General features: G+C 72.4%; 21 protein-coding genes. 15 read left to right on the top strand and 6 right to left on the bottom strand.

The window, feature by feature from the left end:
- Positions 1–47: 47 nt before the first annotated feature.
- Positions 48–626, top strand: coding sequence for a DM13 domain-containing protein (locus tag ACK8N7_RS07180; protein WP_403211543.1), 579 nt, complete (start codon positions 48–50; stop codon positions 624–626).
- Positions 627–701: 75 nt separating this feature from the next.
- Here the strand turns inward: ACK8N7_RS07180 and ACK8N7_RS07175 are convergent, their stop codons facing one another.
- Positions 702–1,523 carry a PaaX family transcriptional regulator gene (locus ACK8N7_RS07175; protein WP_500441544.1) on the bottom strand — a complete coding sequence of 274 codons (822 nt, stop codon included), beginning with the start codon at positions 1,521–1,523 and terminating at the stop codon, positions 702–704.
- Between the two features lie 9 nt (positions 1,524–1,532).
- Positions 1,533–3,194, bottom strand: coding sequence for an AMP-binding protein (locus ACK8N7_RS07170; protein WP_500441542.1), 1,662 nt, complete (start codon positions 3,192–3,194; stop codon positions 1,533–1,535).
- Positions 3,195–3,308: 114 nt separating this feature from the next.
- Between ACK8N7_RS07170 and ACK8N7_RS07165 the strand changes: the two genes are divergently transcribed.
- The 10 genes from ACK8N7_RS07165 (at position 3,309) to ACK8N7_RS07120 (ending at position 12,980) form a co-directional block, all read left to right on the top strand.
- The gene (locus ACK8N7_RS07165; RefSeq protein ID WP_403211537.1) at positions 3,309–4,454 is read left to right on the top strand and encodes an acyl-CoA dehydrogenase family protein; all 1,146 of its coding nucleotides are present in this window, start codon (positions 3,309–3,311) and stop codon (positions 4,452–4,454) included.
- Positions 4,451–4,852, top strand: coding sequence for a RidA family protein (locus ACK8N7_RS07160; RefSeq protein ID WP_403211535.1), 402 nt, complete (start codon positions 4,451–4,453; stop codon positions 4,850–4,852). The genes ACK8N7_RS07165 and ACK8N7_RS07160 overlap by 4 nt, the downstream gene beginning before the upstream one ends.
- 183 nt (positions 4,853–5,035) lie before the next feature.
- Positions 5,036–5,497, top strand: coding sequence for a (4Fe-4S)-binding protein (locus ACK8N7_RS07155; RefSeq protein WP_403211533.1), 462 nt, complete (start codon positions 5,036–5,038; stop codon positions 5,495–5,497).
- Positions 5,498–5,625: 128 nt separating this feature from the next.
- Entirely contained in the window at positions 5,626–8,529 is a 2,904-nt protein-coding gene (locus ACK8N7_RS07150) for a Na+/H+ antiporter subunit A (RefSeq protein WP_500441539.1), read from the top strand.
- Positions 8,526–9,146, top strand: coding sequence for a Na(+)/H(+) antiporter subunit C (locus tag ACK8N7_RS07145; protein WP_015612081.1), 621 nt, complete (start codon positions 8,526–8,528; stop codon positions 9,144–9,146). Before ACK8N7_RS07150 ends, ACK8N7_RS07145 begins: the two co-directional genes overlap by 4 nt.
- Positions 9,143–10,795: a Na+/H+ antiporter subunit D gene (locus ACK8N7_RS07140; protein WP_403211529.1), complete on the top strand. Its 1,653-nt coding sequence runs from the start codon at positions 9,143–9,145 to the stop codon at positions 10,793–10,795. Before ACK8N7_RS07145 ends, ACK8N7_RS07140 begins: the two co-directional genes overlap by 4 nt.
- Positions 10,792–11,418 (top strand): Na+/H+ antiporter subunit E, encoded by a 627-nt coding sequence (locus ACK8N7_RS07135; protein WP_403211527.1) that lies wholly within the window; start codon positions 10,792–10,794, stop codon positions 11,416–11,418. The genes ACK8N7_RS07140 and ACK8N7_RS07135 overlap by 4 nt, the downstream gene beginning before the upstream one ends.
- Positions 11,415–11,762 carry an MrpF/PhaF family protein gene (locus ACK8N7_RS07130; protein WP_403211525.1) on the top strand — a complete coding sequence of 116 codons (348 nt, stop codon included), beginning with the start codon at positions 11,415–11,417 and terminating at the stop codon, positions 11,760–11,762. The genes ACK8N7_RS07135 and ACK8N7_RS07130 overlap by 4 nt, the downstream gene beginning before the upstream one ends.
- Positions 11,759–12,130, top strand: coding sequence for a monovalent cation/H(+) antiporter subunit G (gene mnhG, locus ACK8N7_RS07125; protein ID WP_403211523.1), 372 nt, complete (start codon positions 11,759–11,761; stop codon positions 12,128–12,130). Before ACK8N7_RS07130 ends, mnhG begins: the two co-directional genes overlap by 4 nt.
- A gap of 88 nt (positions 12,131–12,218) precedes the next feature.
- Positions 12,219–12,980, top strand: coding sequence for a CDP-alcohol phosphatidyltransferase family protein (locus ACK8N7_RS07120; protein WP_500441535.1), 762 nt, complete (start codon positions 12,219–12,221; stop codon positions 12,978–12,980).
- Here the strand turns inward: ACK8N7_RS07120 and ACK8N7_RS07115 are convergent.
- Positions 12,949–13,398 (bottom strand): FAD synthase family protein, encoded by a 450-nt coding sequence (locus ACK8N7_RS07115; RefSeq protein ID WP_015612087.1) that lies wholly within the window; start codon positions 13,396–13,398, stop codon positions 12,949–12,951. The genes ACK8N7_RS07120 and ACK8N7_RS07115 overlap by 32 nt on opposite strands.
- Positions 13,399–13,548: 150 nt before the next feature.
- Here ACK8N7_RS07115 and ACK8N7_RS07110 point away from each other — a divergent pair, with 150 nt between their 5' ends.
- From ACK8N7_RS07110 to ACK8N7_RS07100, 3 genes are read left to right on the top strand one after another with little or no spacing between them, the layout of a single operon-like run.
- Positions 13,549–14,811, top strand: coding sequence for a glycosyltransferase (locus tag ACK8N7_RS07110; RefSeq protein ID WP_500441533.1), 1,263 nt, complete (start codon positions 13,549–13,551; stop codon positions 14,809–14,811).
- Complete coding sequence (locus ACK8N7_RS07105; protein ID WP_500441531.1) at positions 14,808–16,499, top strand: CpsD/CapB family tyrosine-protein kinase; 1,692 nt, start codon at positions 14,808–14,810, stop codon at positions 16,497–16,499. The genes ACK8N7_RS07110 and ACK8N7_RS07105 overlap by 4 nt, the downstream gene beginning before the upstream one ends.
- Positions 16,496–17,740 (top strand): MATE family efflux transporter, encoded by a 1,245-nt coding sequence (locus ACK8N7_RS07100; RefSeq protein ID WP_500441529.1) that lies wholly within the window; start codon positions 16,496–16,498, stop codon positions 17,738–17,740. Before ACK8N7_RS07105 ends, ACK8N7_RS07100 begins: the two co-directional genes overlap by 4 nt.
- Here the strand turns inward: ACK8N7_RS07100 and ACK8N7_RS07095 are convergent.
- Complete coding sequence (locus ACK8N7_RS07095; protein ID WP_403211513.1) at positions 17,709–19,274, bottom strand: hypothetical protein; 1,566 nt, start codon at positions 19,272–19,274, stop codon at positions 17,709–17,711. The two genes, ACK8N7_RS07100 and ACK8N7_RS07095, sit on opposite strands and share 32 nt — an antisense overlap.
- A 106-nt stretch (positions 19,275–19,380) precedes the next feature.
- Here ACK8N7_RS07095 and ACK8N7_RS07090 point away from each other — a divergent pair, with 106 nt between their 5' ends.
- Entirely contained in the window at positions 19,381–20,544 is a 1,164-nt protein-coding gene (locus ACK8N7_RS07090) for a glycosyltransferase (RefSeq protein WP_403211511.1), read from the top strand.
- Between the two features lie 12 nt (positions 20,545–20,556).
- Here the strand turns inward: ACK8N7_RS07090 and ACK8N7_RS07085 are convergent, their stop codons facing one another.
- Entirely contained in the window at positions 20,557–21,396 is an 840-nt protein-coding gene (locus tag ACK8N7_RS07085) for a glycosyltransferase family 2 protein (protein WP_500441526.1), read from the bottom strand.
- The gene (locus tag ACK8N7_RS07080; RefSeq protein ID WP_500441524.1) at positions 21,393–22,133 is read right to left on the bottom strand and encodes an Rv1352/Rv1906c domain-containing protein; all 741 of its coding nucleotides are present in this window, start codon (positions 22,131–22,133) and stop codon (positions 21,393–21,395) included. The genes ACK8N7_RS07085 and ACK8N7_RS07080 overlap by 4 nt, the downstream gene beginning before the upstream one ends.
- Positions 22,134–22,136 lie beyond the last annotated feature (3 nt).

Genomic DNA, 22,136 nt, shown 5'->3' with positions numbered 1-22,136 from the left:
TTCCGGAGCCGGCCGAGCAGGCCGGCAGGGCGAGTGGAGGAGACGGGATGGGGCGAGTGCGCGAAACGCTGACGCGGCCGGTGGTCGCGGGGGCGCTGGTGGTGGTCGTGGCGCTGGTCGGCGTGGGGCTCCACTGGTTCCAGCCGTGGAAGCTGTGGCAGGACGACACCGTTCAGGAGGCCTTGCCGGAGGCGACGGCTTCGGAGCCCGTGGGCAGGTCCGCGGGCGAGCCGGTGACGCCGGAGGGGCCGCCGCCCTCCGAACCCGTGGAGCCGGTGACCGTGGCCGGAGGCGAGCTGATCAGCCATGAGCACTCCACTTCCGGCACGGTGAAGTTGCTGCGGCTCAGCGACGGTTCGCACATCCTGCGGCTGGAGAACCTCGACACCGGTAACGGTCCGGACCTGAGGGTGTGGCTGACCGATGCGCCGGTAAAGGCGGGGCGGGCCGGCTGGTTCGTTTTCGACGACGGTGCCTACGAGAGCCTCGGCAAGCTCAAGGGCAACAAGGGGGCCCACAACTATCCGCTGCCCGCCGGCCTCGACCCGGCTGCCTTCACCAGCGTCAGCATCTGGTGCGACCGATTCGACGTGTCCTTCGGTGCTGCCGAGCTGGTCCGCGCCTGACGGGCGACCGGCTCGTCGGTTCAGCGGGTCGTGGCCGAAGGCTCCCGGGCGGTACGAACTCGGCACCGCCGCCCCTCACCCCCGCACGAACCGCTCCCCGGCGTCCCGCAGCCTCTCGTGCAGCTTGCCGAAGACCTCCGCCGAGCGGCCGCCCGGCCAGCCCTTCGGCAGCAGCTCCTCCGGCAGCCCCGGGTCCGCGTAAGGGAGTTGGCGCCAGGAGTCCAGGGCCAGCAGATAGTCCCGGTAGGCATCCTGCGGGCGGGGGTCCTCCTCGGTTCCCGGGGCCGCCTCCCACTCCCGGAGCACCGGCTCGTGCAGTTCCAGGAAGTCCAGGTGGAGGCGGGCCACCGCGTCCAGGTCCCACCAGCGGGCCACCGACGCGCGGGTCGCGGCGAAGCCCAGGTGGTCGCCGCGGAACAGGTCGACGTACGGGGCGAGTTCCAGGCGCTCCAAGGTGTGCCGGGTCTCCTCGTAGAGGCCGGCCGGTGCGATCCACACTCCGGGGGCGGCCGTGCCGAAACCGAGGCGGGCCAGCCGGGAGCGCAGCAGGTGGCGCTTGTTGCGCTCGGCCTCCGGGACGGAGAAGACCGCGAGGACCCAGCCTTCGGCGAGCCGGTGCACCGGACGGCCGTAGATGCGCCCGTCGCCGTCGTCGAGCAGCTGGCGGGCGTCCGGCGACAGGGCGTACCCAGCCGAGCCGTCCGCCGCCCGCGCGGCGACCAGCAGCCCGCGCCGCTTCAGCCGTGAGACGCAGGAGCGTACGGAAGGCGCGTCGACGCCCACGGCGTGCAGCAGCCGGATCAGCTCCGCCACCGCGAACGGGGCGTTGTCCGGCGGCCGACCGTAGGCGCCGTAGAGCGTGACGATCAGGGAACGGGGGGTGCGGAGCTCGGCCACGTGATCACTCTAGAGGGGCTGGTCCCGCAGCAGGAACCGCTGGAGCTTGCCGGTCGCGGTACGGGGGAGGGAGGAGCGGAAGACGAAGACGCGCGGGCACTTGTGCGGGGCCAGAGAGGCTTTCATATGGGCCCGCAGTGAGTCGGCCGTCTGCTCCGACCCCTCCGTCAGCACCACGTGGGCCACCACGATCTCCCCGCGCAGTTCGTCCGCCCGGCCCACCACGGCCGCCTCCGCGACCTCCGGATGGCGCAGCAGGGCGTCCTCCACCTCGGGGCCCGCGATGTTGTAGCCGGACGAGATGATCATGTCGTCGGCACGGGCCACGTAACGGAAGTAGCCGTCCGGCTCACGGACGAACGTGTCGCCGGTCATGTTCCAGCCGTGCCGGACGTACTCCGTCTGGCGGGGGTCGGCGAGATAGCGGCAGCCGACGGGGCCGCGCACGGCGAGCAGCCCCGGTTCGCCGTCGGGCAGCTCCTCGCCGCGCTCGTCGACCACCCGGGCCTGCCAGCCAGGCACGGGGACGCCGGTGGTGCCGGGGCGGATGGCGTCGTCGGCGGCGGAGATGAAGATGTGCAGCAGTTCGGTGGCCCCGATGCCGTTGATGATGCGCAGCCCGGTCGCCTCGAACCAGGCCTGCCAGGTCGCCGCGGGCAGGTTCTCCCCGGCCGACACACAGCGGCGCAGCGCCGAGAGGTCGTGGCCGTCCAGCTGGCCGAGCATCGTGCGGTAGGCCGTCGGCGCGGTGAAGAGGACCGAGACCCGGTGGCGGGCCAGTGCGGGCAGCAGATGGTGCGGCCCGGCCTGCTCCAGCAGCAGTGTCGAGGCCCCGGCCCTCAGCGGGAAGACCAGCAGACCGCCGAGGCCGAAGGTGAAACCGAGCGGCGGGCTGCCCGCGAACACGTCGTCCGGGACGGGCCGCAGCACCTGGCGGGAGAACGTGTCGGCGATGGCGAGCAGATCCCGGTGGAGGTGCATACAGCCCTTGGGGCGTCCGGTGGTCCCCGAGGTGAAGGCGATCAGCGCGACCTCGTCGGCGGCCGTGTCGACCGCCCGGTACGGGCCGGAGCCGGAGTGCGCGGCCGCCAGCCGGATCAGGTCCTCGGGGCCGTCCCCGCCGAACAAGGTCGTCCGCAGTCCCTCCACGTCCGCCTTGGCCAGGTCCTCGGCCGAGCGCGCGTCGCACAGCGCGTGGCTCACCCGGGCGAGCGAGCAGATGGTGGCCAGTTCACTCGTGCGCGCCTGCGCCAGTACGGTCACGGCGACCGCGCCCGCCTTTATGACGGCGAGCCAGCAGGCGGCCAGCCAGGGTGTGGTCGGTCCGCGCAGCAGCACCCGGTTGCCGGGCACCACGGCCAGGTCGTCGGTGAGCACATGGGCGATGCGGTCCACGGTCTCCCGCAGCTCGCCGTAGCTCCAGACGCCCCCGTCGGCGGAGCGCAGCGCGGGACGGTCGGGACCCCGCTCCTCGACCGTGCGGTCCAGCAGCTCGTGTCCGCAGTTCAGCCGGTCGGGGTAGCGCAGCGCGGGATCGTCCAGAAGGAGTTCCGGCCACTGCTGCGGCGGTGGCAGATGGTCGCGCGTGAACGTGTCGGTGTGCGCACCGGGGACGCGTACGGACGCGTCGGCGGCGGCTGCGGGCGTGTTCGGCGAGGAATTCGGCTCCATGAAGGATCGCCCCCTTGTCGCCCCTGGAGCGTATCGTTTGGGTGACGGTAGTCAACGGTGCGCGATAAGGCAGAGAAGCGACAAGACAACGGACGCGACAAGAGAGGCGCCGCCATGACGGCATTCTCCCTCGAACCGGCACAGACCGCCTGGTGTGAGGAGCTGCGCACCCTCGCCGAGCAGCGGCTGCGCCCGCTGGCGGAGAAGGGAGAGCCCGGGCGCGTCAACCGCCCGCTGCTCGCAGCCCTCGGCGAGCTGGGCCTGCTGGAGCGGATGTTCGGCTCCGGCGCGCTGGACCTGTGCCTGCTGCGCGAGTCCCTGGCCCGGGGCTGCACCGAGGCCGAGACCGCGCTGGCCCTCCAGGGCCTCGGCACCACCCCCGTCGTCCGGGCGGGCACCCCCGCCCAGCGCGCACGCTGGCTCCCCGAGGTCCGGGCGGGCCGGGCCGTCGCGGCGTTCGCCCTGAGCGAGCCGGGCGCGGGGTCCGACGCCGGCGCCCTGAGCCTGGCCGCCGAACCCGCCCCGGGCGGCTGGCGGCTCACCGGCGAGAAGTGCTGGATCTCCAACGCCCCCGAGGCCGACTTCGCCACCGTCTTCGCCCGCACCACACCCGGCGCCGGCCCGCGCGGGATCACCGCGTTCCTGGTCCCGTCCGACCGCCCCGGACTCACCGGTTCCGCCCTCGACATGCTCTCCCCGCACCCCATCGGCACCCTGGAGTTCGACGGCGTACCGGTCACCGCCGACGACGTGCTCGGCGAGCCCGACCGGGGCTTCCGGGTCGCGATGGACACCCTCAACCTCTTCCGCCCCAGCGTCGGCGCCTTCGCCGTCGGGATGGCCCGCGCCGCCCTCGACGCCACCCTCGGCCACACCGCCCGGCGCACCGCGTTCGGCGGCCCGCTCAGCGACCTCCAGGCCGTCTCCCACCAGGTCGCCGAGATGGCCACCCGCACCGAGGCCGCCCGCCTCCTGGTGTACGCGGCGGCCGCGGCGTACGACGCGGGGGAGAGCGGCGTGCCGCGCCGCGCCGCCATGGCCAAGCTGTACGCCACCGAGACCGCGCAGTACGTCGTCGACACCGCCGTCCAGCTGCACGGCGCCCGGGCCCTGCGCCGCGGTCATCTGCTCGAACACCTCTACCGCGAGGTCCGCGCGCCCCGGATCTACGAGGGCGCCAGCGAGGTGCAGCGCACCATCATCGCCAAGGAGCTGTACGCGTCCGCCGCCGCCCAGGAGTCCCAGGAGCCGCCCGTATGAGCCCGTCCCACCGGATCAATCCGGCCGAACTCTCCCCGCCCACCGGCTTCTCGCACGCCGTCGTCGCCACCGGGAGCCATCTGGTCTTCCTGGCCGGGCAGACCGCCCTCGACCAGGACGGCAAGGTCGTCGGCGCCACCCTGCCCGAACAGTTCACCACCGCCCTCACCAACCTCCTCACCGCCCTGCGCGCGGCGGGCGGCGCCCCCGCCGACCTGGCCCGCGTCACGGTGTACGCCACCGATGTGGCCGACTACCGGTCCAACGCCGCCGAACTGGGCCGGATCTGGCGCCGGCTGGCGGGGCGCGACTACCCGGCGATGGCGGTCATCGGGGTGGCGAGGCTCTGGGACGAACAGGCGATGGTCGAGATCGACGGGGTCGCCGTGCTGCCCTGACGGCGGTGGCGGTGGCGGTGGCGGTGGCGGTGGCGGTGGTGACGGGGCGGGGGCGACGGCGTGGTGGCGGCGGCGACGCCGAGGTCGCGGCGGTGGGCCCCGCCCGCCCGAGTCGCGGCCCCGGGCGGGGAGGGCGAGGCTGGAGGGGCCCGTACGGATGCCGAGCCGCCAGGAGGGTCCGCGGTGACCAGCGACAGCCGACCGACCCCGCCGCACCCCGCCGCCGCCCGGTCCTACGACGGCGAAGGCATCACCGTCGGCTTCGACGCGCACCGGTGCCTGCACGCGGCCGAATGCGTACGTGGGCTCCCCGCCGTCTTCGAGGTCGGCCGGAAACCATGGATCCTCCCCGGCAACGCCCCCGCCGAAGAGGTGGCCGACGTCATCCACCGCTGCCCGAGCGGGGCCCTCCAGTACCACCGCACCGACGGCCTGCCCGACGAGATCCCCGACGTTCCCACCCATGTGTCGCTGCACCCTGACGGGGTGCTGCACCTGCGCGGGGACCTGGAAGTCGCCACCCCCCACGGGCCGCACCACGAGACCCGGGTCATGCTCTGCGGCTGCGGCGCCACCGGGAACACCCCGTACTGCGACCACAGCGGAGCCTGCGCCGGGCACGGGCAAGGCACCGGAAACGGCTGAAAATGGCTCCCGGCGCAGTGGGCCGGGGGGTGCGCGGCGCGCCGGTCGAGTGAATCGATCCCGGGGATATATCTGTATTTAGTGCACTTTATTCCGGATGCCCTGCCGCCCGACCCGGACACTCCTCTGTGATCGCGCTCATCGTCAGCCACTTCGTGCTGGCGGCCTGTGCGGGCCCGCTGGTGCACCGGCTCGGCAGGCGCGCCTTCCTCGTGCTCGCGCTGCCCCCGGCCGCCGCCACCGTCTGGGCCTTCACCCGCTGGAACACCGCCGCCTCCGGTGACGCGGTCACCTGGTCCTGGCAGTGGATCCCGGACTACGACGTCTCCGTCGACCTGCGCCTCGACGCGCTCGCCGAACTCATGGTGCTGCTCGCCGCCGGGGTCGGCGCGCTCGTCCTGCTCTACTGCGCCTCCTACTTCCGGGACGACACCCCGCAACTGGGCCGGTTCGCCGGGAACCTGCTCGCCTTCGCGGGCGCGATGCTCGCCCTCGTCCTCGCCGACGACCTCATCACGCTGTACGTCTTCTGGGAGCTGACCACGGTCTTCTCCTACCTGCTGATCGGCCACGGCAGCGAACACCGCCACAGCCGCCGCTCCGCGCTCCAGGCCCTCGTGGTCACCACACTCGGCGGGCTCGCCATGCTGGTCGGCTTCCTGATCATCGGTCAGGCGGCGGGCACCTACCGGATCTCCACGATCGTCGCCGACCCGCCCGAGGCGACCATCGCCGTCTCCATCGCCCTCGTCCTCGTCCTGTGCGGCGCGCTGTCGAAGTCCGCGATCTGGCCGTTCTCCATGTGGCTGCCGAACGCCATGGCCGCACCCACCCCCGTCAGCGCCTATCTCCACGCCGCCGCGATGGTCAAGGCCGGGGTCTACCTGGTCGCCCGGCTCTCCCCGGCCTTCGCCGACGTACCCGTGTGGAAGCCCGTCATCCTGGTCCTCGGCGGCGCGACCATGCTGCTCGGCGGCTGGCGGGCGCTGCGCCTCAACGACCTGAAGCTCGTGCTCGCCTACGGGACCGTCAGCCAGCTCGGCTTCCTCATCCTGCTGGCCGGGACCGGCAACCGGAACGCGGCCCTCGCCGCCGCCGCCATGATCCTCGGCCATGCCCTGTTCAAGGCGCCCCTCTTCCTCGTCACCGGCATCGTCGACCACGCCACCGGCACCCGCGACCTGCGCAAACTCTCCGGAGTCGGCCGCTCCCTGCCGTACGTCGCCGGGGTCGCCGTCCTCGCCGCCGCCTCCATGGCCGCCCTGCCGCCACTGCTCGGCTTCGCGGCCAAGGAGGCCGCCTTCGAGGCGCTGCTGCACGGCACGGCCGCCGAGCGGTGGGCGCTGGCCGTCGTCGTCGCGGGCTCGGCGCTGACCACCGCGTACACCCTGCGGTTCGTCTGGGGCGCCTTCGCCCGGAAGCCCGGCGTCCCCGACACCCCCGTACACCGCGTGGGCCGGGCCTTCCTCGCCCCGCCCGCCCTGCTCGCCGTCCTCGGCCTGGTCCTCGGCCCGGGCGTCGGCTGGACCGACCGGCTGCTGGGCGCGTACGCCGACACCTACCCCGTCCCCGCGGACCCCTACCACCTCTCCCTCTGGCACGGGCTCGGCACCGCCCTCCTCCTGTCGGCCGTCGCCTGGGCCGCCGGTACCGTCCTCTTCCTCGGGCGCGCCACCGTCACCAAGGTCTCCCGCCGCATCGCCTGGCCCACCGCCGACAGCGTCTTCGGCCATCTCCTGCTCGGGCAGGAACGTCTCGCCCTCCAGGTCACCGGTTTCATCCAGCGCGGTTCCCTCTCCGTCTACCTGGCCACCACGCTGCTCGTCATGGTCGGCGGACAGCTCGCCGTGCTCCTCACCGACGAGCCGTGGCAGGGCGCACCGGCCCCCCGGCTCTGGGACAACGTGCTCCAGGGCGGCGTGGCCTTGCTCACCTGCATCGTGGCGCTGCTCTGCCTGACCGTACGGCGCCGCATGAAGGCGGTCGTCCTCAGCGGTCTGATCGGTTACGGCACCGCCCTGCTCTTCGTCGTCCAGGGCGCCCCCGACCTGGCGCTCACCCAGTTCTGCGTCGAGACCGTGGCGATGATCGTCTTCGTCCTGGTGCTGCGCCGGATGCCGGTGCACTTCGAGGAGACCGTCTCTCCCTGGCGGCGGGCGATCCGCATCCCGGTGGCCCTCCTCGCGGCCGCCACCATCGGCGTCGCCGTATGGGTGGCCGCGGCCGCGCGCACCGCGGAGCCCGCCGGCGCCGCCATGGTCGAGGAGGTCGCCGACCACGGGTACAAGGACGTGGTCGCCACGATCCTGGTCGACCTGCGCGCCTGGGACACCATGGGGGAGTCCGCCGTGCTGGCCGCCGCCGCCATCGGTGTCACCAGCCTGATCTACCTGCACCGCCGCAGCGAGGGGTCGGTGATCCCGGACGAACTGAAGGGCCGCACCGCCTGGTCGATCGCGGCGCAGCACACCTCACGTCTGCCACAGGGCGACGACGTGGCGCCCGAACGCAGCTGGCTGGCCGCCGGTTCGACCCTGGCACCCGAGCACCGCTCGATCGTCTTCGAGGTGGTCGCCCGGCTGATCTTCCACCCGATCCTGATCCTCTCGGTCTACCTGTTGTTCTGCGCCGAGAACATGCCGGGCGGCGGCTTCGTCGCGGGGCTCGTCGCCGGAGTCGCCTTCATCACCCGCTACCTGGCGGGCGGTCGCTTCGAACTGGCCCGGGCCGCGCCCCTGCAACCGGGGCTCTTCACGGGACTGGGGCTGTTCATCTCGACCGCCGTGGGGCTCCTCGGCCTCCTGGACGGAACCGTGCTGCACGCCTTCACGTACCACGGCCACCTGCCGGTCTTCGGCGACTTCCACATGAGTACGCCGATCCTCTTCGACTTCGGCGTCTACCTCCTGGTGCTCGGCGTCGTCCTGGACATCGTCCGGGCCCTCGGCGCCAAGATCGACCGGCAGATCGAACGGGCCGCCGGAGCCCTCACCGCCCCCAACAGCGCCATGACGGAGGGGGATTCCCGATGACCGTCAGCGCCTCGCTCCTCGCCACGGCCGTGGTGCTCTGCGCCGTCGGCGGCATCCTCATGCTGACCCGGCCACTGACCCGCATCCTGCTCGGCGCCGTCATCCTGAGCAACGGGATCAACCTGCTGATCCTCGCCTCGACCGGTACCGCCGGCGCCGCCCCCCTCCTCTACGGGGTCGACCTGCGCCGGGTCACCGACCCGCTGCCGCAGGCCATCGCGCTGACCGCCATCGTGATCACCCTCGGCACCACCGCGTTCCTGCTCGCCATGGCCTACCGCAGCCACCAGATCACCGGCACGGACGAGGTGCACGACGACCTGGAGGACCGGCGCATCGTGCTCCGCGCCGAAGTGCTCTCCGAACGCGCCCAGTTGCGCGAGGACTTCCGCTCGGGCGCCGAACCGACCGCCGACGAGCGCGAACGCTACCGCGAGGAGCGCCGCAGACTCCGCGACCGGCTGCGCGCCGACCGGGCCCGCCAGGCCCGCGGCCGCGATGCCTCCGGCGACCTCTGGAACGACGTCATCGGCGCCGACCCAGAGGACTACGAACGCGACGGAGACGCCAAGGCGGACGACCGCTATCCCCGCGACGACCGAGGAGCCACCGGATGAACGCGCTCGTCCCGCTGCCGGTGCTCCTGCCCCTCTGCGCCACCGGCCTCAGCCTCACCTTCGGCACCCGGATGCAGCGCTTCCAGCGTTTCATCAGCGTCGCCGTACTCACCGCCGTCCTGGCGCTCTCGGTCATCCTGATGATCGCCGCCGACCGCCAGGGCCCGCTCTCCGTCCACCTCGGCGACTTCGCCCCGCCGCTCGGCATCACCCTGGTCGCCGACCGGCTCTCCGGCCTGATGCTCACCGTCTCCTCGGCCGTCACCCTCTTCGTGCTGATCTACTCCCTCGGCCAGGGCATGACCGACCGGGACAAGGAGACCCCGCTCGCCGTCTTCCACCCCGCCTACCTGATCCTCGTGGCCGGAGTCTCCTGCACCTTCCTCGCGGGTGACCTCGTCAACCTCTTCGTCAGTTTCGAGATCATGCTGGTGGCCAGCTTCGTGCTGCTCACTCTGGGCGGCACCGGGCCCCGCATGCGGGCCGGTTCCACCTACGTGATCATCTCGCTGTTCTCGTCGATGCTCTTCCTCATCGCCATCGCGATGACGTACGCGGCCCTCGGCACCGTCAACTTCGCCCAGCTCGCCGAGCGGCTGCCCGGCCTCCCGCTCGGCGTGCAGACCCTGATCCAGGCGATGCTGATCACCGTCTTCGCGATCAAGGCCGCCGTCTTCCCACTTGCGGCCTGGCTCCCCGACTCCTATCCGACGGCGCCCGCCCCCGTCACCGCGGTGTTCGCCGGACTCCTCACCAAGGTCGGCGTCTACTGCATGATGCGGACCGAGACCCTGCTCTTCCCGGGCAACCGCATCGGCGATCTCCTGATGGCCGTCGCGCTGGCCTCCATGATCATCGGAATCCTCGGCGCAGTGGCCCAGACCGACCTCAAACGGCTGCTCTCCTTCACTCTGATCAGCCACATCGGCTTCATGGTCTTCGGGATCGGCCTGGCCACCCGCGAGGCGTACGGCGGCGCCATCGTCTACGTCGTCCACCACATCACCGTGCAGACCACCCTGTTCCTGGTCGCCGGTCTGATCGAGCGCCGGGGCGGGACCACGGAGCTGACCCGGCTCGGCGGACTCGCCAAGGCCGCGCCGATGCTGGCCCTCCTCTTCTTCGTCCCCGCGATGAACCTGGCGGGCATCCCTCCGCTCTCCGGCTTCGTCGGCAAGCTCGGGCTGATGCGCGCGGGCGTCGCCGACGGTTCCACCTGGGCCTGGATCCTGGTCGCCGGCTCGGTGGTCACCAGCCTCCTGACGCTGTACGTGACCGCCAAGGTCTGGAACCTGGCGTTCTGGCGGGCCGCTCCGCCGGGGCTGGCCGAGGCGGGGACGGTCCTGGAGTCCGGGGACGACAGCGACGACGACGTCGACGAGGGCCCCGACGGGGTCCCCGGCACCGGTGACGAGGGCATCACGATCGTGCGGCAGCCGGCCGGCGGACCCGTGGCGGCGACGCTCCGGGGGAAGGCGGTCATCACCACCAGCAGGCTTCCCCGGCCCATGATGGCGGCGACCGCCGCGACGATCGTGCTGGCCCTGTCCTTCACGGTGTTCGCCGGACCGCTCACCACCTTCACCGACCGGTCGGCCGTCGAACTGCTGAAGCGCACGCCCTACATCGAGGAGGTGCTGGGCAGGTGAGCCGATTCCTGCGGCTCTCGTTCCGCGACACCGACCTGCCGCCGATGAGCTGCAAGGTCGGCCGACGTGGACGGGTGCTGGACCTGCCGCTGATCGCCTGGCTCACCCTCATCTGGGTGCTGCTCTGGTCGACCTTCAACCTGGCCAACATCATCACGGGCGTGATCGTCGCGAGCGCCGTCTGCCTGGCCTTCCCGCTGCCGCCGGTCGACCTGGGGCTGCGGCTCCACCCGTGGGGCATCGTCCGCCTCGCCGGATACCTGCTCTACGACATGTACACCTCGGGCGTGCGGGTCACCCGGCAGATCTTCGGCGGAACCCCGCACCGGGCAGCCGTCATCGGCGTGCCCCTGCGCTGCCGCGGCGACCTGATGCTCGCCGCCGTCGCGGTGGCCGTCTCCAACGTGCCGGGCGGCTCCGTCATCGAGGTGCGCCGGGCCACCGCCACCGTCTTCCTGCACGTCCTGGACGCGGACCGGCCCGAGGAGCTCGAAGCCGCCAGGCGTCAGGTCTGGCGGCTGGAAGAACTGACCGTACGGGCCTTCGGCACCCGGGACGAGATCGTCCGCGTCGCCGCACCGCCCCCACCGCCACAGCTCGCCGCCGGAAGGCCCGCACCATGAGCGTTCTCGAACACGTCGACCGTATTCTGCTGACCGCCGCCATCGTCCTGGTCCTGGTGGCAGGGCTCCTGCTGCTGGTCCGGATCTGGCTCGGCCCCTCCATGCTGGACCGGGCGATCTCGCTCGATGTGATCGCCGCCCTGATCATCGCCGGTCTCGGCGCCAAGTCGGCCTTCGCCCGGGACCCGTTCTACTTCCCGATCATGCTGGTGCTGGCGTTCCTCGGCTTCACCGGCTCGGTGGGCATCGCCCGCTTCATCGCCGTACGCGACCGGCCCGCCGTCACGGTCCCGACCCACTCCCCGGGCCCGGACGCCGACCGGACCGAGGAGGGCCCGCAGTGAACGTCTGGCTCCAGATCCTCGACACCGCCGGGGCCCTGCTCGTCATCCTCGGCGCCGCGATCTGCCTGCTCGGGGTGATCGGCATGCTCCGGCTGCCCGACGTCCTCTCCCGCAGCCACGCCGCGACCAAGCCTCAGACCCTCGGCATCCTCCTGGTCCTGGCCGGGGTCGCACTCCGGCTGCGCAGCGGCATGGATCTCGCCACGCTCTCGCTCATCGGCTTCTTCCAGATGCTCACCGGCCCGGTCGCCTCGCACCTGGTCGCCCGCTCGGCGTACCGCACCGGACAGGTCCAGCACGAGGAGCTGCTCTTCGACGAACTGGACGAGCAGCTCACCGACGGGAAGCAGCCCCCCGGCCCGGCATGATCACGGAACTGTTCCGTCCCCGCCAATGACGCCACGGCCCCGGTGCCCGCATGCCATGATGCGGGCAATGCCGGACGCTGGGGGGCGTATGGGAAGCACGGGCACAGTGCTGCGCGAACTGCGCGGCGCACAGAAGAGCGCCAAGGGCGTCTCGCTCTACTCGCGGTACGTGAACCGCCCGGCCGGGCGGGTGCTCGCGGCGGGCGCGTACCGGGCCGGGCTGACACCCAATCAAGTCACACTGGTCAGCGCGGTGTTCACCTACGCCGCGCTCGCGGCGGTCGCACTCGTGGAGCCGTCCTGGACGCTGGGGCTCGCGGTCTACGCGGCACTCGCCGTCGGCTTCGCCTTCGACTCCGCCGACGGCCAGCTCGCCCGGCTCACCGGCCGGGGCGGACCCGACGGGGAGTGGCTGGACCACGTCGTGGACTGCGGCAAACTGGTGCTCGTCCACACCGCCGTACTGATCTCCTTCTACCGCTTCGGTGAACTGCCCTCGGACGCCTGGCTGTTGCTGCCGCCGGGCTTCCAGCTGGCCGCCGTGGTGACCTTCTGCGCGGGGCTGCTGCGCGAACAGCTCGGAAAGGCGGCTGCCACCGCACGGATGGCCACCGCAAAGGCGGCTGCCGCACCGGCGGGGGCGGTCACACCCGCCGCACCGGTCTCCCGGGTGCGGGCGGTCGCCCTGCTGCCCGCCGACTACGGGGTGTTCTGCCTGGTCTTCATGCTGCTCGGCGCACCCGGGGCCTTCCGGGCCGGGTACGCCGTGCTCGCGGTGGTCCACGCGCTCTTCCTGGCGGCCTTCCTCGCCAAGTGGTTCAGGGAGCTGAGAGCGCTCCGTCCCGGCTGACGAGGACGTCCAGCGCCCGGCGCAGCTGGGTGCTGGACGTGTGCACGGTGTACGGGAAGTAGACGACCTCCACGCCGACCTCGGCGAAGTCGCGCTCCAGCTTCTTCCCCTTCTCCGTGCCCCGCCAGTCGTCGCCCTTGAAGATCACGTCGAACCGGACCTGCTGCCAGGTCTCGACCTTGTCCGGCACGGTCTCCACGAACGCGGCGTCGACGAACCGCACACTGCGGACGATCTCCAGCCGCTCGCGCAGCGGGATCACGGGCGTGTGGCCCTTGGCGAGGGCGGCCATCTCGTCCGAGACGACCCCCGCGACGAGGTAGTCGCACTGACTGCGAGCATGCCGCAGGATGTTGAGGTGGCCCACGTGGAACAGGTCGTACACCCCGGGCGCGTACCCCACCCTGTGCTGCACCATCCGTATCTCTCCCCCCACGGTCGATGTGATCCGGTGATGTTCCAACGACCTTACTGTGAAGAACACTTGTGCAAGCCGTGAACGGATAAGCTCGACAGGGGCTGTTCCCGCAGGGGGCAGCGGCTGTTGTGGGGGGAAGGCGATCGTCCGATGTCCGATGCCGAACGGCACAGGCCGTTTCTGAACCGCCGCCTTCTGGTGGTCTCGACGAACTACGCACCGGAGGTCACGGGCATCGGCCCGTACGCCACTCAACTCGCCGAGCACTGGGCCGCGTCCGGCGCCCTGGTGCGTGCGCTCACCGGTATGCCGCACTACCCGTCCTGGCGGCTGGACGAGGCCTACCGGAGCGTGTGGCGGACGGTGGAGATACGCCGCGGCGTCGGCGTGCACCGGCGCAGGCACTATGTGCCGTCCCGTCAGACCGCTCTGCGCAGAGCCGCGTTCGAGGCCTCCGTCCTCGCCACCGGGCTGATCGCGCCGCCGCCGGGCAGACCCGACGCCGTGATCGCGCAGATGCCCAGCCTCGCCGGCGGTGTCATCGGCGCCCGCCTCGCCCGCCGCCACCGCGTCCCGTACCTCCCCGTCGTCCAGGACCTGATGGGTGCGGCCGCCGCCCAGAGCGGCATACGGGGCGGCGGCAGGGCGGCCACCGTCGCCGCGACGGCCGAGCGGTACGCCCTGAGCGGCGCGGCCCTCGTCGGGGTCATCCACGAGAGCTTCGTCCCCGGAGTCACCGCCCTCGGCGTCGACCCCGGCCGCATCCGGATCGTCCCCAACTGGACCCATGTGCACGCCCCCACCGCCGACCGGGCCGCCACCCGGGCCCGGCTCGGCTGGGACCCCTCGACGCCCGTCCTGCTGCACTCCGGCAACATGGGCCTCAAGCAGGGCCTCGAAGTCCTGATCGACACCGCCCGCCTCGCCCCGGACGTCCGGATCGTCCTGATGGGCGACGGCAACCAGCGCGACGCCCTGCGAGCCCGCGCCGAAGGACTGCCCAACGTGGACTTCCCGGTGCCCGCGGGGGCCCGGGAGTTCACCGACGTCCTCGCCGCCGCCGACGTCCTCGCGGTGACCCAGCGGGCCTCCGTCCTCGACATGAGCGTCCCCTCCAAGCTCACCTCGTACTTCGTCTCCGGCCGCCCGGTCATCGCCTCCGTCGCCGACGAGGGCGGCACCGCCGACGAGGTGCGCCGCTCCGGGGCCGGGGTGCTCGTCGCCCCCGAGGACCCGGCCGCCCTGCTGGCGGCGTTGCGGAAGCTGGCCGCCGACCCGGCCGCGGCAGACGCCCTCGGGGCGGAGGGGCCGCGGTATGTCGCACGCCACCTGAGCCGGGAGGCGGGCCTCGCCCGCTTCGACACCCTGCTCGCCGAGGCCCTGCAGGACGGACAAGGGAGCCCGAGCCGATGACACCTGTGAACCGTGTCCTGGACGACCAGGACGAACCGGCGCTGCTGCGCGACCAGTTCCGCCAGCTCCTGCGCTACCGGGCGCTGCTGGCGGTCGGTGTCGTGATCGGGCTGCTCGGCGGCGGCTACCTCGCCCTCAGCGGTGAGGACACCTACGCCGCCACCGGCGAGGTGCTCGTCCGCTCCGCCATCTCCGACCCCTTCGCGAGCGGCGCCACCGCCGACAAGGGCATCAACATCGGCTCCGAGCGCCAGACCGCCGTCAGCGACACCGTCGGCACCCTCGCCGCGGGCACCTTGCTCAAGAAGGGCGACGACGTGGCCGCCCGGGAGCTGCTCGCCGGGCTCCAGGTCACCAACCCGCCCAACACACTCACCCTCCGCTTCTCCTACACCGGCGCCACCCCCGAGCAGTCCCGGGCCCGCGCCGAAGCCCTGGCAGGCGCCTATCTGGCCCACCGCAAGGCGCGCACCGAGGAATCCATCAAGAACATGTCCGACGGCTACCGGGCCCAGCTCGACCCGCTGGAGGAGAAGCGCGACCTGCTGGAGGAGCAGACCGGCTCGGGCGCGGCCGACGACGTCACCAGCGCCCGGGCCAACATCATCGTCTCCATCTCCGAGCTCAGCCGGAAGATCTCCGAGCTCAAGGCCCTCGACACCACCCCCGGCTACCTCAACAAGAAGCCCGTCGCCCCCACCGCGCCCACCGGCCCCGGCCTGCCCCTGCTGCTCGGCCTCGGCGGCGTCGTCGGCCTCGCCCTCGGGCTGCTGCTCTCCTGGGTGCGGCTCGTCTTCGACCCCGCCGTACGCTCCGGCCGCGAGCTGGTCCGCTCGCTCGGCGCACCCCTGCTCGGCACCCTGCCCCGTGAACGCGCCGCCACCGGGTCGGTGCTCGCCATCGGCCGCAGCGGCTCCCGGCTCGCCGAGGAGTACCGGGCCGTCGCCTTCCGGCTCGCCTACGACCCCTCGTTCGCCGAGAGCCGCCGGCTGCTGGTCACCGCCCCGCGCGGCGACAACGAGGAGGCCGCGGCGGCCGCCGCCAACCTGGCCGCCGCCTTCGCCGAGATGGGCCGGGACGTCCTGCTCGTCGAGGCCGATCTGCGGACGCCCTCCCTCGCCCGCGCCCTGGGCCCCGCCGCGCACGAGGTCCGCCCGCCGCGGTGGGCCGCCGAGGAGGGCGACGGCAGCTGGCCCACCGGCGGCCGATCCAACGTGGACGTCCCCGGCTCCGGCGCCTTCGCCCTGATCCCCGGCACCACCGTCGACAACGTCCCGCGCGCGCTCACCTCCACCCCGGTCGGCCGTATCGTCGCCGAGGCCGACCGGCCCGGCAGCGTCGTCATCGTCCTCGCCCCGCCCGTCCTCTCCTACGCGGACGCGGTCGCCCTGGTGGACCGGGTGGAGGGCGTGATCATCGTCTGCGACCCGCGCGCGGTGCACCGCAGCGACCTGGAGCGCATCCGCGAGATCATCGGCGCCTCCGGCGGCTCCGTCCTCGGCGCCCTGCTCCACCCGAGCCGCGGGCGGCTGCGCCGGTCGGAGCGCCGGACCAGGTCCGCCCGGCGGCGTACCGGTGGCGGCGGCGGTCCCACCCCCACCGCCGAGCCGGACGCACCTGAGATCACCGGAGATCCCACCGAGACCCTCGGCCTGCGCTCCTTGACGCTTCCGGCGGCGCGGCGGTGAGAGCCCGTACGGCCGTCCTCTGCTCGGTCGCGGACCAGGGCGTGGCGGCGCTCACCAACATCCTGGTGCTGGTGGCCGCCGCCCGGCTCTCCACCGTCGCCGACTTCGCCCGCTTCTCCGCGGTCTACCTGGTCTTCACGGTGCTGCTCGGCGTCTCGGGCGCGTACACCGGACAGCCGCTGGTCCTCAGGCGCGGGGGAGGGGAGGAGACCCGGAGCGCCTGCCGCTCCGCCGTCGCCTTCACCGTCCTCGCCGCCGCCGCGTCCGGCGCGCTCCTGGCCGCCGTCTGCTTCCTCGTCCCCGGGGACACAGCGTTGGCGCTCCTGACGCTGGGCCTGGTCCTGCCGGTCGTGCTGGGCCAGGACGCCGTCCGGTACGCCTTCTCCACCCTCCAGCAGCCCCATCTCGCCCTGCTCTGCGACCTGTTGCGCCTCGCCTGCGTCCTCGGAGCGCTCGGGGCCCAGGTGTACGGGGCGTCTCCCGCCCGCCTGATCACCGTCTGGGGCCTCTCCGCCCTGCCCGCGCTCCTGCTCTCCACCGCCCTGCTGCACCGCTCCACCGCCGGGGCCCCGCTGCTGCTGCGGCCGATGCTCCGGCGCGGGCACCTCGGACAGCGGTTCACCGTGGAGTTCGGGGTGGGCAACGCGACCAGCCAGCTCTCCGTCCTCGGCCTCGGCGCCGTCGGCAACCCGCTGCTCGTCGGCGCCCTGCGCGGGGCGACCACCCTGTTCGGGCCGCTCAACGTCCTGTTCACCTCCGCCACCTCCTTCGGCCCCCCGCTGCTCGGCCGCATCACCGAGGAGCGCCGACGCGTCCGGGCCACCGCCGCCCTCGCCGCCGCCCTCGCCACCACCGCCGGACTCTGGGCCACCGTCCTCGCCCTGCTGCCCGACAGCGCGGGGCGCCAACTCCTCGGCGACACCTGGTCCGTGGCCGCCGCCCTGCTGCCCGCGACCGGCAGCCAGTACGCGGCGATGGCCGTCGGCACCTGCGGAATGCTCGCCCTGCGGATGCTCGACCCGCGCACCACGCTCGCCGTCCAGGTGGTCTTCTCGCTCATCGCCGTGGCGTTCCTCGCGGGCGGTTACCTCGTCGGGGGCGTCCTGGGCGCCGCCTGGGGGCTCTTCCTCGGCTCGCTCTGCAAGGCCGCCGCCACCTGGATCCGGGTCGCCCGGATCCGGCGCCGGAAGCCGGCCCCCGGCGAGGCCGTCACCGCCGACGTCCTGCCCTCTGCTCCCTGAACGTGCTGATCAGCAGCAGACACAGCGCGGCGATGGCCAGCTTCCCCGCCGCCTGGAGCAGCGGGCCGCGCAGCAGGATGAAGGTGTATCCGGCGATCAGCGGCGCGGCGATGGCCAGCACACTCCCGGGGCCGGGCCCCGCCCGGGTGACGGCCAGCGCGTACCGGCGGTCGGTGCGCGCCGCCCCGTAACCGATCAGGGCGAGCCCGCCGATCACCCCGGACGCGCCGAAGTCGACCCAGAACTCGGTCCACAGCGGGGCCGAGAGATTGGTCATCCGGAGCCCCATCCACTGCCCGACCCGGACCCCGGTGTCCTCCGGCTTCCCGCTCCACACCGCGCGCGGCACGAAGAACAGCGCGGAGCCCGTCAGTTGGCGTCCGTAGGTGTGGCCCCGGGTGTCGACCCACGAGATGGTGTTGGCGAACATCACCATCTGGTCATAATCCTTGGTCACCAGCGGCTCGAAGACCGAGGCCGACTGCGCGGGCCGCTGTCCCCCCTCGTCGTACCGGAACTTGTCCGCGTACGGGAACACCACGAGCGCCCCCACCACCCCCGTCGCCAGCACCGTGCGGTAGATCGCCGCACTGCTCGGGAACGCGGTGAACACGAACGCCATCAGCACCGTCAGGAACCAGTAACGGGCGTTGGAGATCGGGTTGTTCACCACCAGGTTCAGCGCCACCAGCGCCACCCACACCAGCACCGTCGACGGGGTGCGCCGGGCCCGGTAGGAGGTCGCCAGCCGGCGGGTGTAGAAGAGCAGCCCCAGCAGCGCCGGGACCTGGCCGAAGCCCTTGATGAACGCCGAGCCCACATTGGACCCTTCCGTGACCACCCCGCTCGCCGCCACGGTCTCGTTGATCTCCTGCCGGCTGGTGAAGAAGACGGCCGGCCCGCCCAGCTTCAGCACGTAGAACGCGCTCGCCGCGAACGCCAGCACCACCAGCAGCCGCAGCCGCACCGGATGCGCCACAGCCGGCCCTCCGCCCGTGCTCCGCGCGGAGGGCGTACGGCGCCGCAGCGGGCGCCGCGAGGCCAGCAGCGCCCCCAGGTCGAAGGCGGCACACCCCACCAGGACCATCGCGATGGCCGTGATCAGGTCCTGGCGCGGCCCCACCATCGGCGTCGGCGTCTGCTCGATCACCACCTGGGCGAACGGGGCCACACCCATCGCGATGTACACGAACATCCAGAAGACGCCCTGGAGCAGCCGCCGCCGGGTGGAGAGGATCATCGTCGCGAGCCGGGCCCCCGCGTAGCAGGTCAGGACCAGCTGGAGCCAGTACGCGCTGTCCCGGACGCCGGTGCCGGGCTGCGCGGCGATCACCGCGGGCAGGAAGCAGACCAGACCCAGGATGAGCGGCACCGACACCGCCCGCGACAGCATCGCCCAGGCGATCGGCCGCTCGGGGGGTTCGAAGGGCCCGCCCCGGGCTCTGGACCGCTCCGGACGCGCGGCCGCGTCGACGGCCGGTTCCCCGGCCTTCTCCTCGGCCGGTCCGTGCGCCGACGTGTGCACCGACGTCATGCGCCCCCCCGTTCAGTGAACCGCTGAACACTCTAACGAATCAACCCACTTGAGGGGATCCAATGACTACCCTGTGAACAATTGGCCGTAGTCGAGGGGAACTCTGGTGAAGATCCTGCACGTCGTCACGCTCCATACTCCGGACCACGCCTTCGGTGGTCCGACCCGGGTGGCGCTCAACCTGTCCAAGGTCCAGCGGGCCGCCGGGGACGACGCCCGCATCATGGCCCTCGGTGACGGTTTCCCCGACGGCGAACTGCCCAGCCATGTCGAGGGAGTTCCGGTCCACCTCTTCCAGGCCCGGCATCTGCTCCCGATGTTCGAGGTCAGCGGTATCACCTCCGCCGCGCTGCTGCGCACCGCACGCCGCATGATGCGCGGCGCCGACCTCGTACACGTCCATCTGATGCGGGACCTGGTGACCCTGCCCGCCGCGCTGCTCGCACTCGCGACCCGGACGCCGCTGGTCGTCCAGACCCACGGCATGATCGACCCGACCGAGAAGAAGGTCGCCCAGCTCACCGACCTGCTCGGGGTCCGCAAGGTGCTGCGCAGCGCGGACGCCGTCCTGCACCTCACCGAGATGGAGCGGCTCGATGTGAACGCCGTCGCCGCCCCCGTCCCGCTCACCCGCACCGTACGGCTGGTCAACGGCGTCCGCCCGCAGGAGCGCAAGCCCGCCCGCGACCCCGGCCGGCCGCCCACCGTGCTCTACCTCGCCCGGATCCAGAAGCGCAAGCGGCCCGAGGACTTCGTCTCCGCGATGCCGCACGTCCTCGCCCGCCACCCGGACGCCCGCTTCGTCCTGGCCGGACCGGACACCGGCTCGCTGCCCGGCACCCTCGCCCTCGCCCGGAGGCTGGGCGTCACGGACTCCCTGGACCATGTGGGCCCGCTGGAGCACGACGAGGTCCTCGCCGCCGGACGCGAGGCCGATGTGTACGTGCTGCCGGCGATCGAGGAGCCGTTCCCGGTCTCGGTCCTGGAGGCGATGTCCGTGGGCACCCCCGTCGTCATCACCCGCACCTGCGGGCAGGCCCCCGATGTGGCGGAGGCCGGGGCGGGCCGGGTCATCGACAGCCGGGTCGGCGAGGACGCGGCCAACGCCCGCAAGGTCGCCGACGCGATCCTGGAGCTGCTGGAGCCGGAGGCCGCCGAGCAGGCGGGCAAGGCCGCCTGGGACCTGGTCAACGACCAGTTCACCATCGAGGTCGTCACCGCCACCCTCCGGCGGACCTACGAGGACGTGGTCCGCCGGAGGCGAGGGTGAGCGACGCACAGGTCAACGTAGCGGCTTCTCACGGGACTTGAGGGCGATCTGCCAGCGGTAGAAGCTCATCGCCAGCGCGAAGTCGAACCCGGCCCGGCCGTCCAGGAAGCCCCGCCGGTAGAGGTACATGTACGCGAACGACACCACCGGCTTGAACGGCGCCTTGTGGAACAACTGCCCCTGGCGTGACTTGACCTGGCGCACCTGCTCCTTCACCTGGGGGTGCTGCTCCAGCCACGCCTCCCAGTCCGAGTACCGGTTGTGGCGCTCGAACCAGGCGGTGACCGGGTCGAGGTCCTGGTGCTCGATGGGGTTCTCCAACGTCCCCACAGTCGCGGCGACCGGCTGGTAGTGGCCCTCCACCTCCCCGATGCCCGGCGCGTCCAGGTCCCCGACCTCCGGGTAGTAGGAGCGGGTGCGGTCGGTCAACGACCGCTTGCGGATGGTGTATCCGTGCCGCAGCCGCTTCCCCGAGAACCAGTACCCGAGCGGGATGTCGTACGCGGCGGGCTTCTGCGCCGACGGATCGCGGAAGGTCTCCCGCAGCTCGGCCAGCAGCCCCGGGCTGAGCCGCTCGTCGCCGTCGAGCAGCAGGATCCAGTCCAGGTCGGTGCGGACGTTATCCAGGCACCACTGCTTCTTCCGCGGATGGCCCCCGTCCCAGGTGTACGTGACCACCTCGGCTCCGCACTCCTCGGCGATCTTGACGGTGTCGTCGGTGCTGTGGGAGTCCACCACGACGACCGCCTCGAAGTGGCCGAGCACCGATTTCACCGCCTCGGCGATGTTCAGGCCCTCGTTCTTCGTGGGGATCGCCACGGCTATGGGGAGCTTGGTCTTACCAGCGGTCATCCTTCGGCTCCTTCGGCCAGCCAGGCGTAGCAGCCTGTGGAGGTGAACGTGCGGGCGGACTTCGGGATGGTGATCTTCCGGGACTTTCCGGTGTCCGAGGTGCCGGAGGCCAGCTCCTTGTCGCCGGCCCCGGTGATCTGCCACGAGCAGCTCGTGGTGGGGGAGGCGGAGCGGTAGACGCCGGGCCGGAGCGTCTTCCCGGTGTGGGTGCCGTCCACATAGGCGTACGCGGCCTCGTCGACCAGGTCCTGGTGCTGGGGGCAGAGCCCCGCCACGGCGGCCGGGGCGTCGGGGATCTCCTGGGTGGCGATCGCGCCCACGGCGGTGTCCCGGTCGGCCTTGACCAGGTAGCGCAGCTTGTCGCAGGTCTCCTGGCCGGTCTGGAGCACGGCGGCCGGGTCCATGCCCTTGGGCACCCGGTCCTCCAGATACTCCTTCTGCTTCTTGGTGAAGGTCCCGGTGGCCGGGGTGATCTCGTCGGAAGGCGTCTTGGGGCCCTCGGCGGTCGCGGCGGGAGCGGACGGATCGGGGACCGCCGGCCCCTCGGTGGCGGGTGCGGCGGGCGCAGCGGGTGTGGTGGGCGTGGTGGCGGACGGGCCGGGGACGGAGGGCCCGGAGGCCGCGGGGCGCTGGGCGCCCGCGGCCTCCGGGTCGTTCCCGTCCGCGGACGAGCCGCAGGCGGCCAGCACCGCCGCCGTCAGGACGACGGCGGCGCAGGCCAGGAACGGATTCCTCATCGG

Origin of the sequence: Streptomyces griseobrunneus (assembly GCF_046713465.1) — a bacterium.
GTDB lineage: Bacteria > Actinomycetota > Actinomycetes > Streptomycetales > Streptomycetaceae > Streptomyces > Streptomyces microflavus.
This window is presented reverse-complemented; position numbering and strand designations above follow the sequence as displayed.

Excerpts from the sequence above, each read along its gene's own strand:
- ACK8N7_RS07180 (WP_403211543.1), top strand. The coding sequence starts at position 48 with ATGGGGCGAGTGCGCGAAACGCTGACGCGGCCGGTGGTCGCGGGGGCG.
- ACK8N7_RS07170 (WP_500441542.1), bottom strand. The coding sequence starts at position 3,194 with ATGGAGCCGAATTCCTCGCCGAACACGCCCGCAGCCGCCGCCGACGCG.
- ACK8N7_RS07165 (WP_403211537.1), top strand. The coding sequence starts at position 3,309 with ATGACGGCATTCTCCCTCGAACCGGCACAGACCGCCTGGTGTGAGGAG.
- ACK8N7_RS07160 (WP_403211535.1), top strand. The coding sequence starts at position 4,451 with ATGAGCCCGTCCCACCGGATCAATCCGGCCGAACTCTCCCCGCCCACC.
- ACK8N7_RS07145 (WP_015612081.1), top strand. The coding sequence starts at position 8,526 with ATGACCGTCAGCGCCTCGCTCCTCGCCACGGCCGTGGTGCTCTGCGCC.
- ACK8N7_RS07140 (WP_403211529.1), top strand. The coding sequence starts at position 9,143 with ATGAACGCGCTCGTCCCGCTGCCGGTGCTCCTGCCCCTCTGCGCCACC.
- ACK8N7_RS07130 (WP_403211525.1), top strand. The coding sequence starts at position 11,415 with ATGAGCGTTCTCGAACACGTCGACCGTATTCTGCTGACCGCCGCCATC.
- ACK8N7_RS07120 (WP_500441535.1), top strand. The coding sequence starts at position 12,219 with ATGGGAAGCACGGGCACAGTGCTGCGCGAACTGCGCGGCGCACAGAAG.
- ACK8N7_RS07115 (WP_015612087.1), bottom strand. The coding sequence starts at position 13,398 with ATGGTGCAGCACAGGGTGGGGTACGCGCCCGGGGTGTACGACCTGTTC.
- ACK8N7_RS07110 (WP_500441533.1), top strand. The coding sequence starts at position 13,549 with ATGTCCGATGCCGAACGGCACAGGCCGTTTCTGAACCGCCGCCTTCTG.
- ACK8N7_RS07105 (WP_500441531.1), top strand. The coding sequence starts at position 14,808 with ATGACACCTGTGAACCGTGTCCTGGACGACCAGGACGAACCGGCGCTG.
- ACK8N7_RS07095 (WP_403211513.1), bottom strand. The coding sequence starts at position 19,274 with ATGACGTCGGTGCACACGTCGGCGCACGGACCGGCCGAGGAGAAGGCC.
- ACK8N7_RS07085 (WP_500441526.1), bottom strand. The coding sequence starts at position 21,396 with ATGACCGCTGGTAAGACCAAGCTCCCCATAGCCGTGGCGATCCCCACG.
- ACK8N7_RS07080 (WP_500441524.1), bottom strand. The coding sequence starts at position 22,133 with ATGAGGAATCCGTTCCTGGCCTGCGCCGCCGTCGTCCTGACGGCGGCG.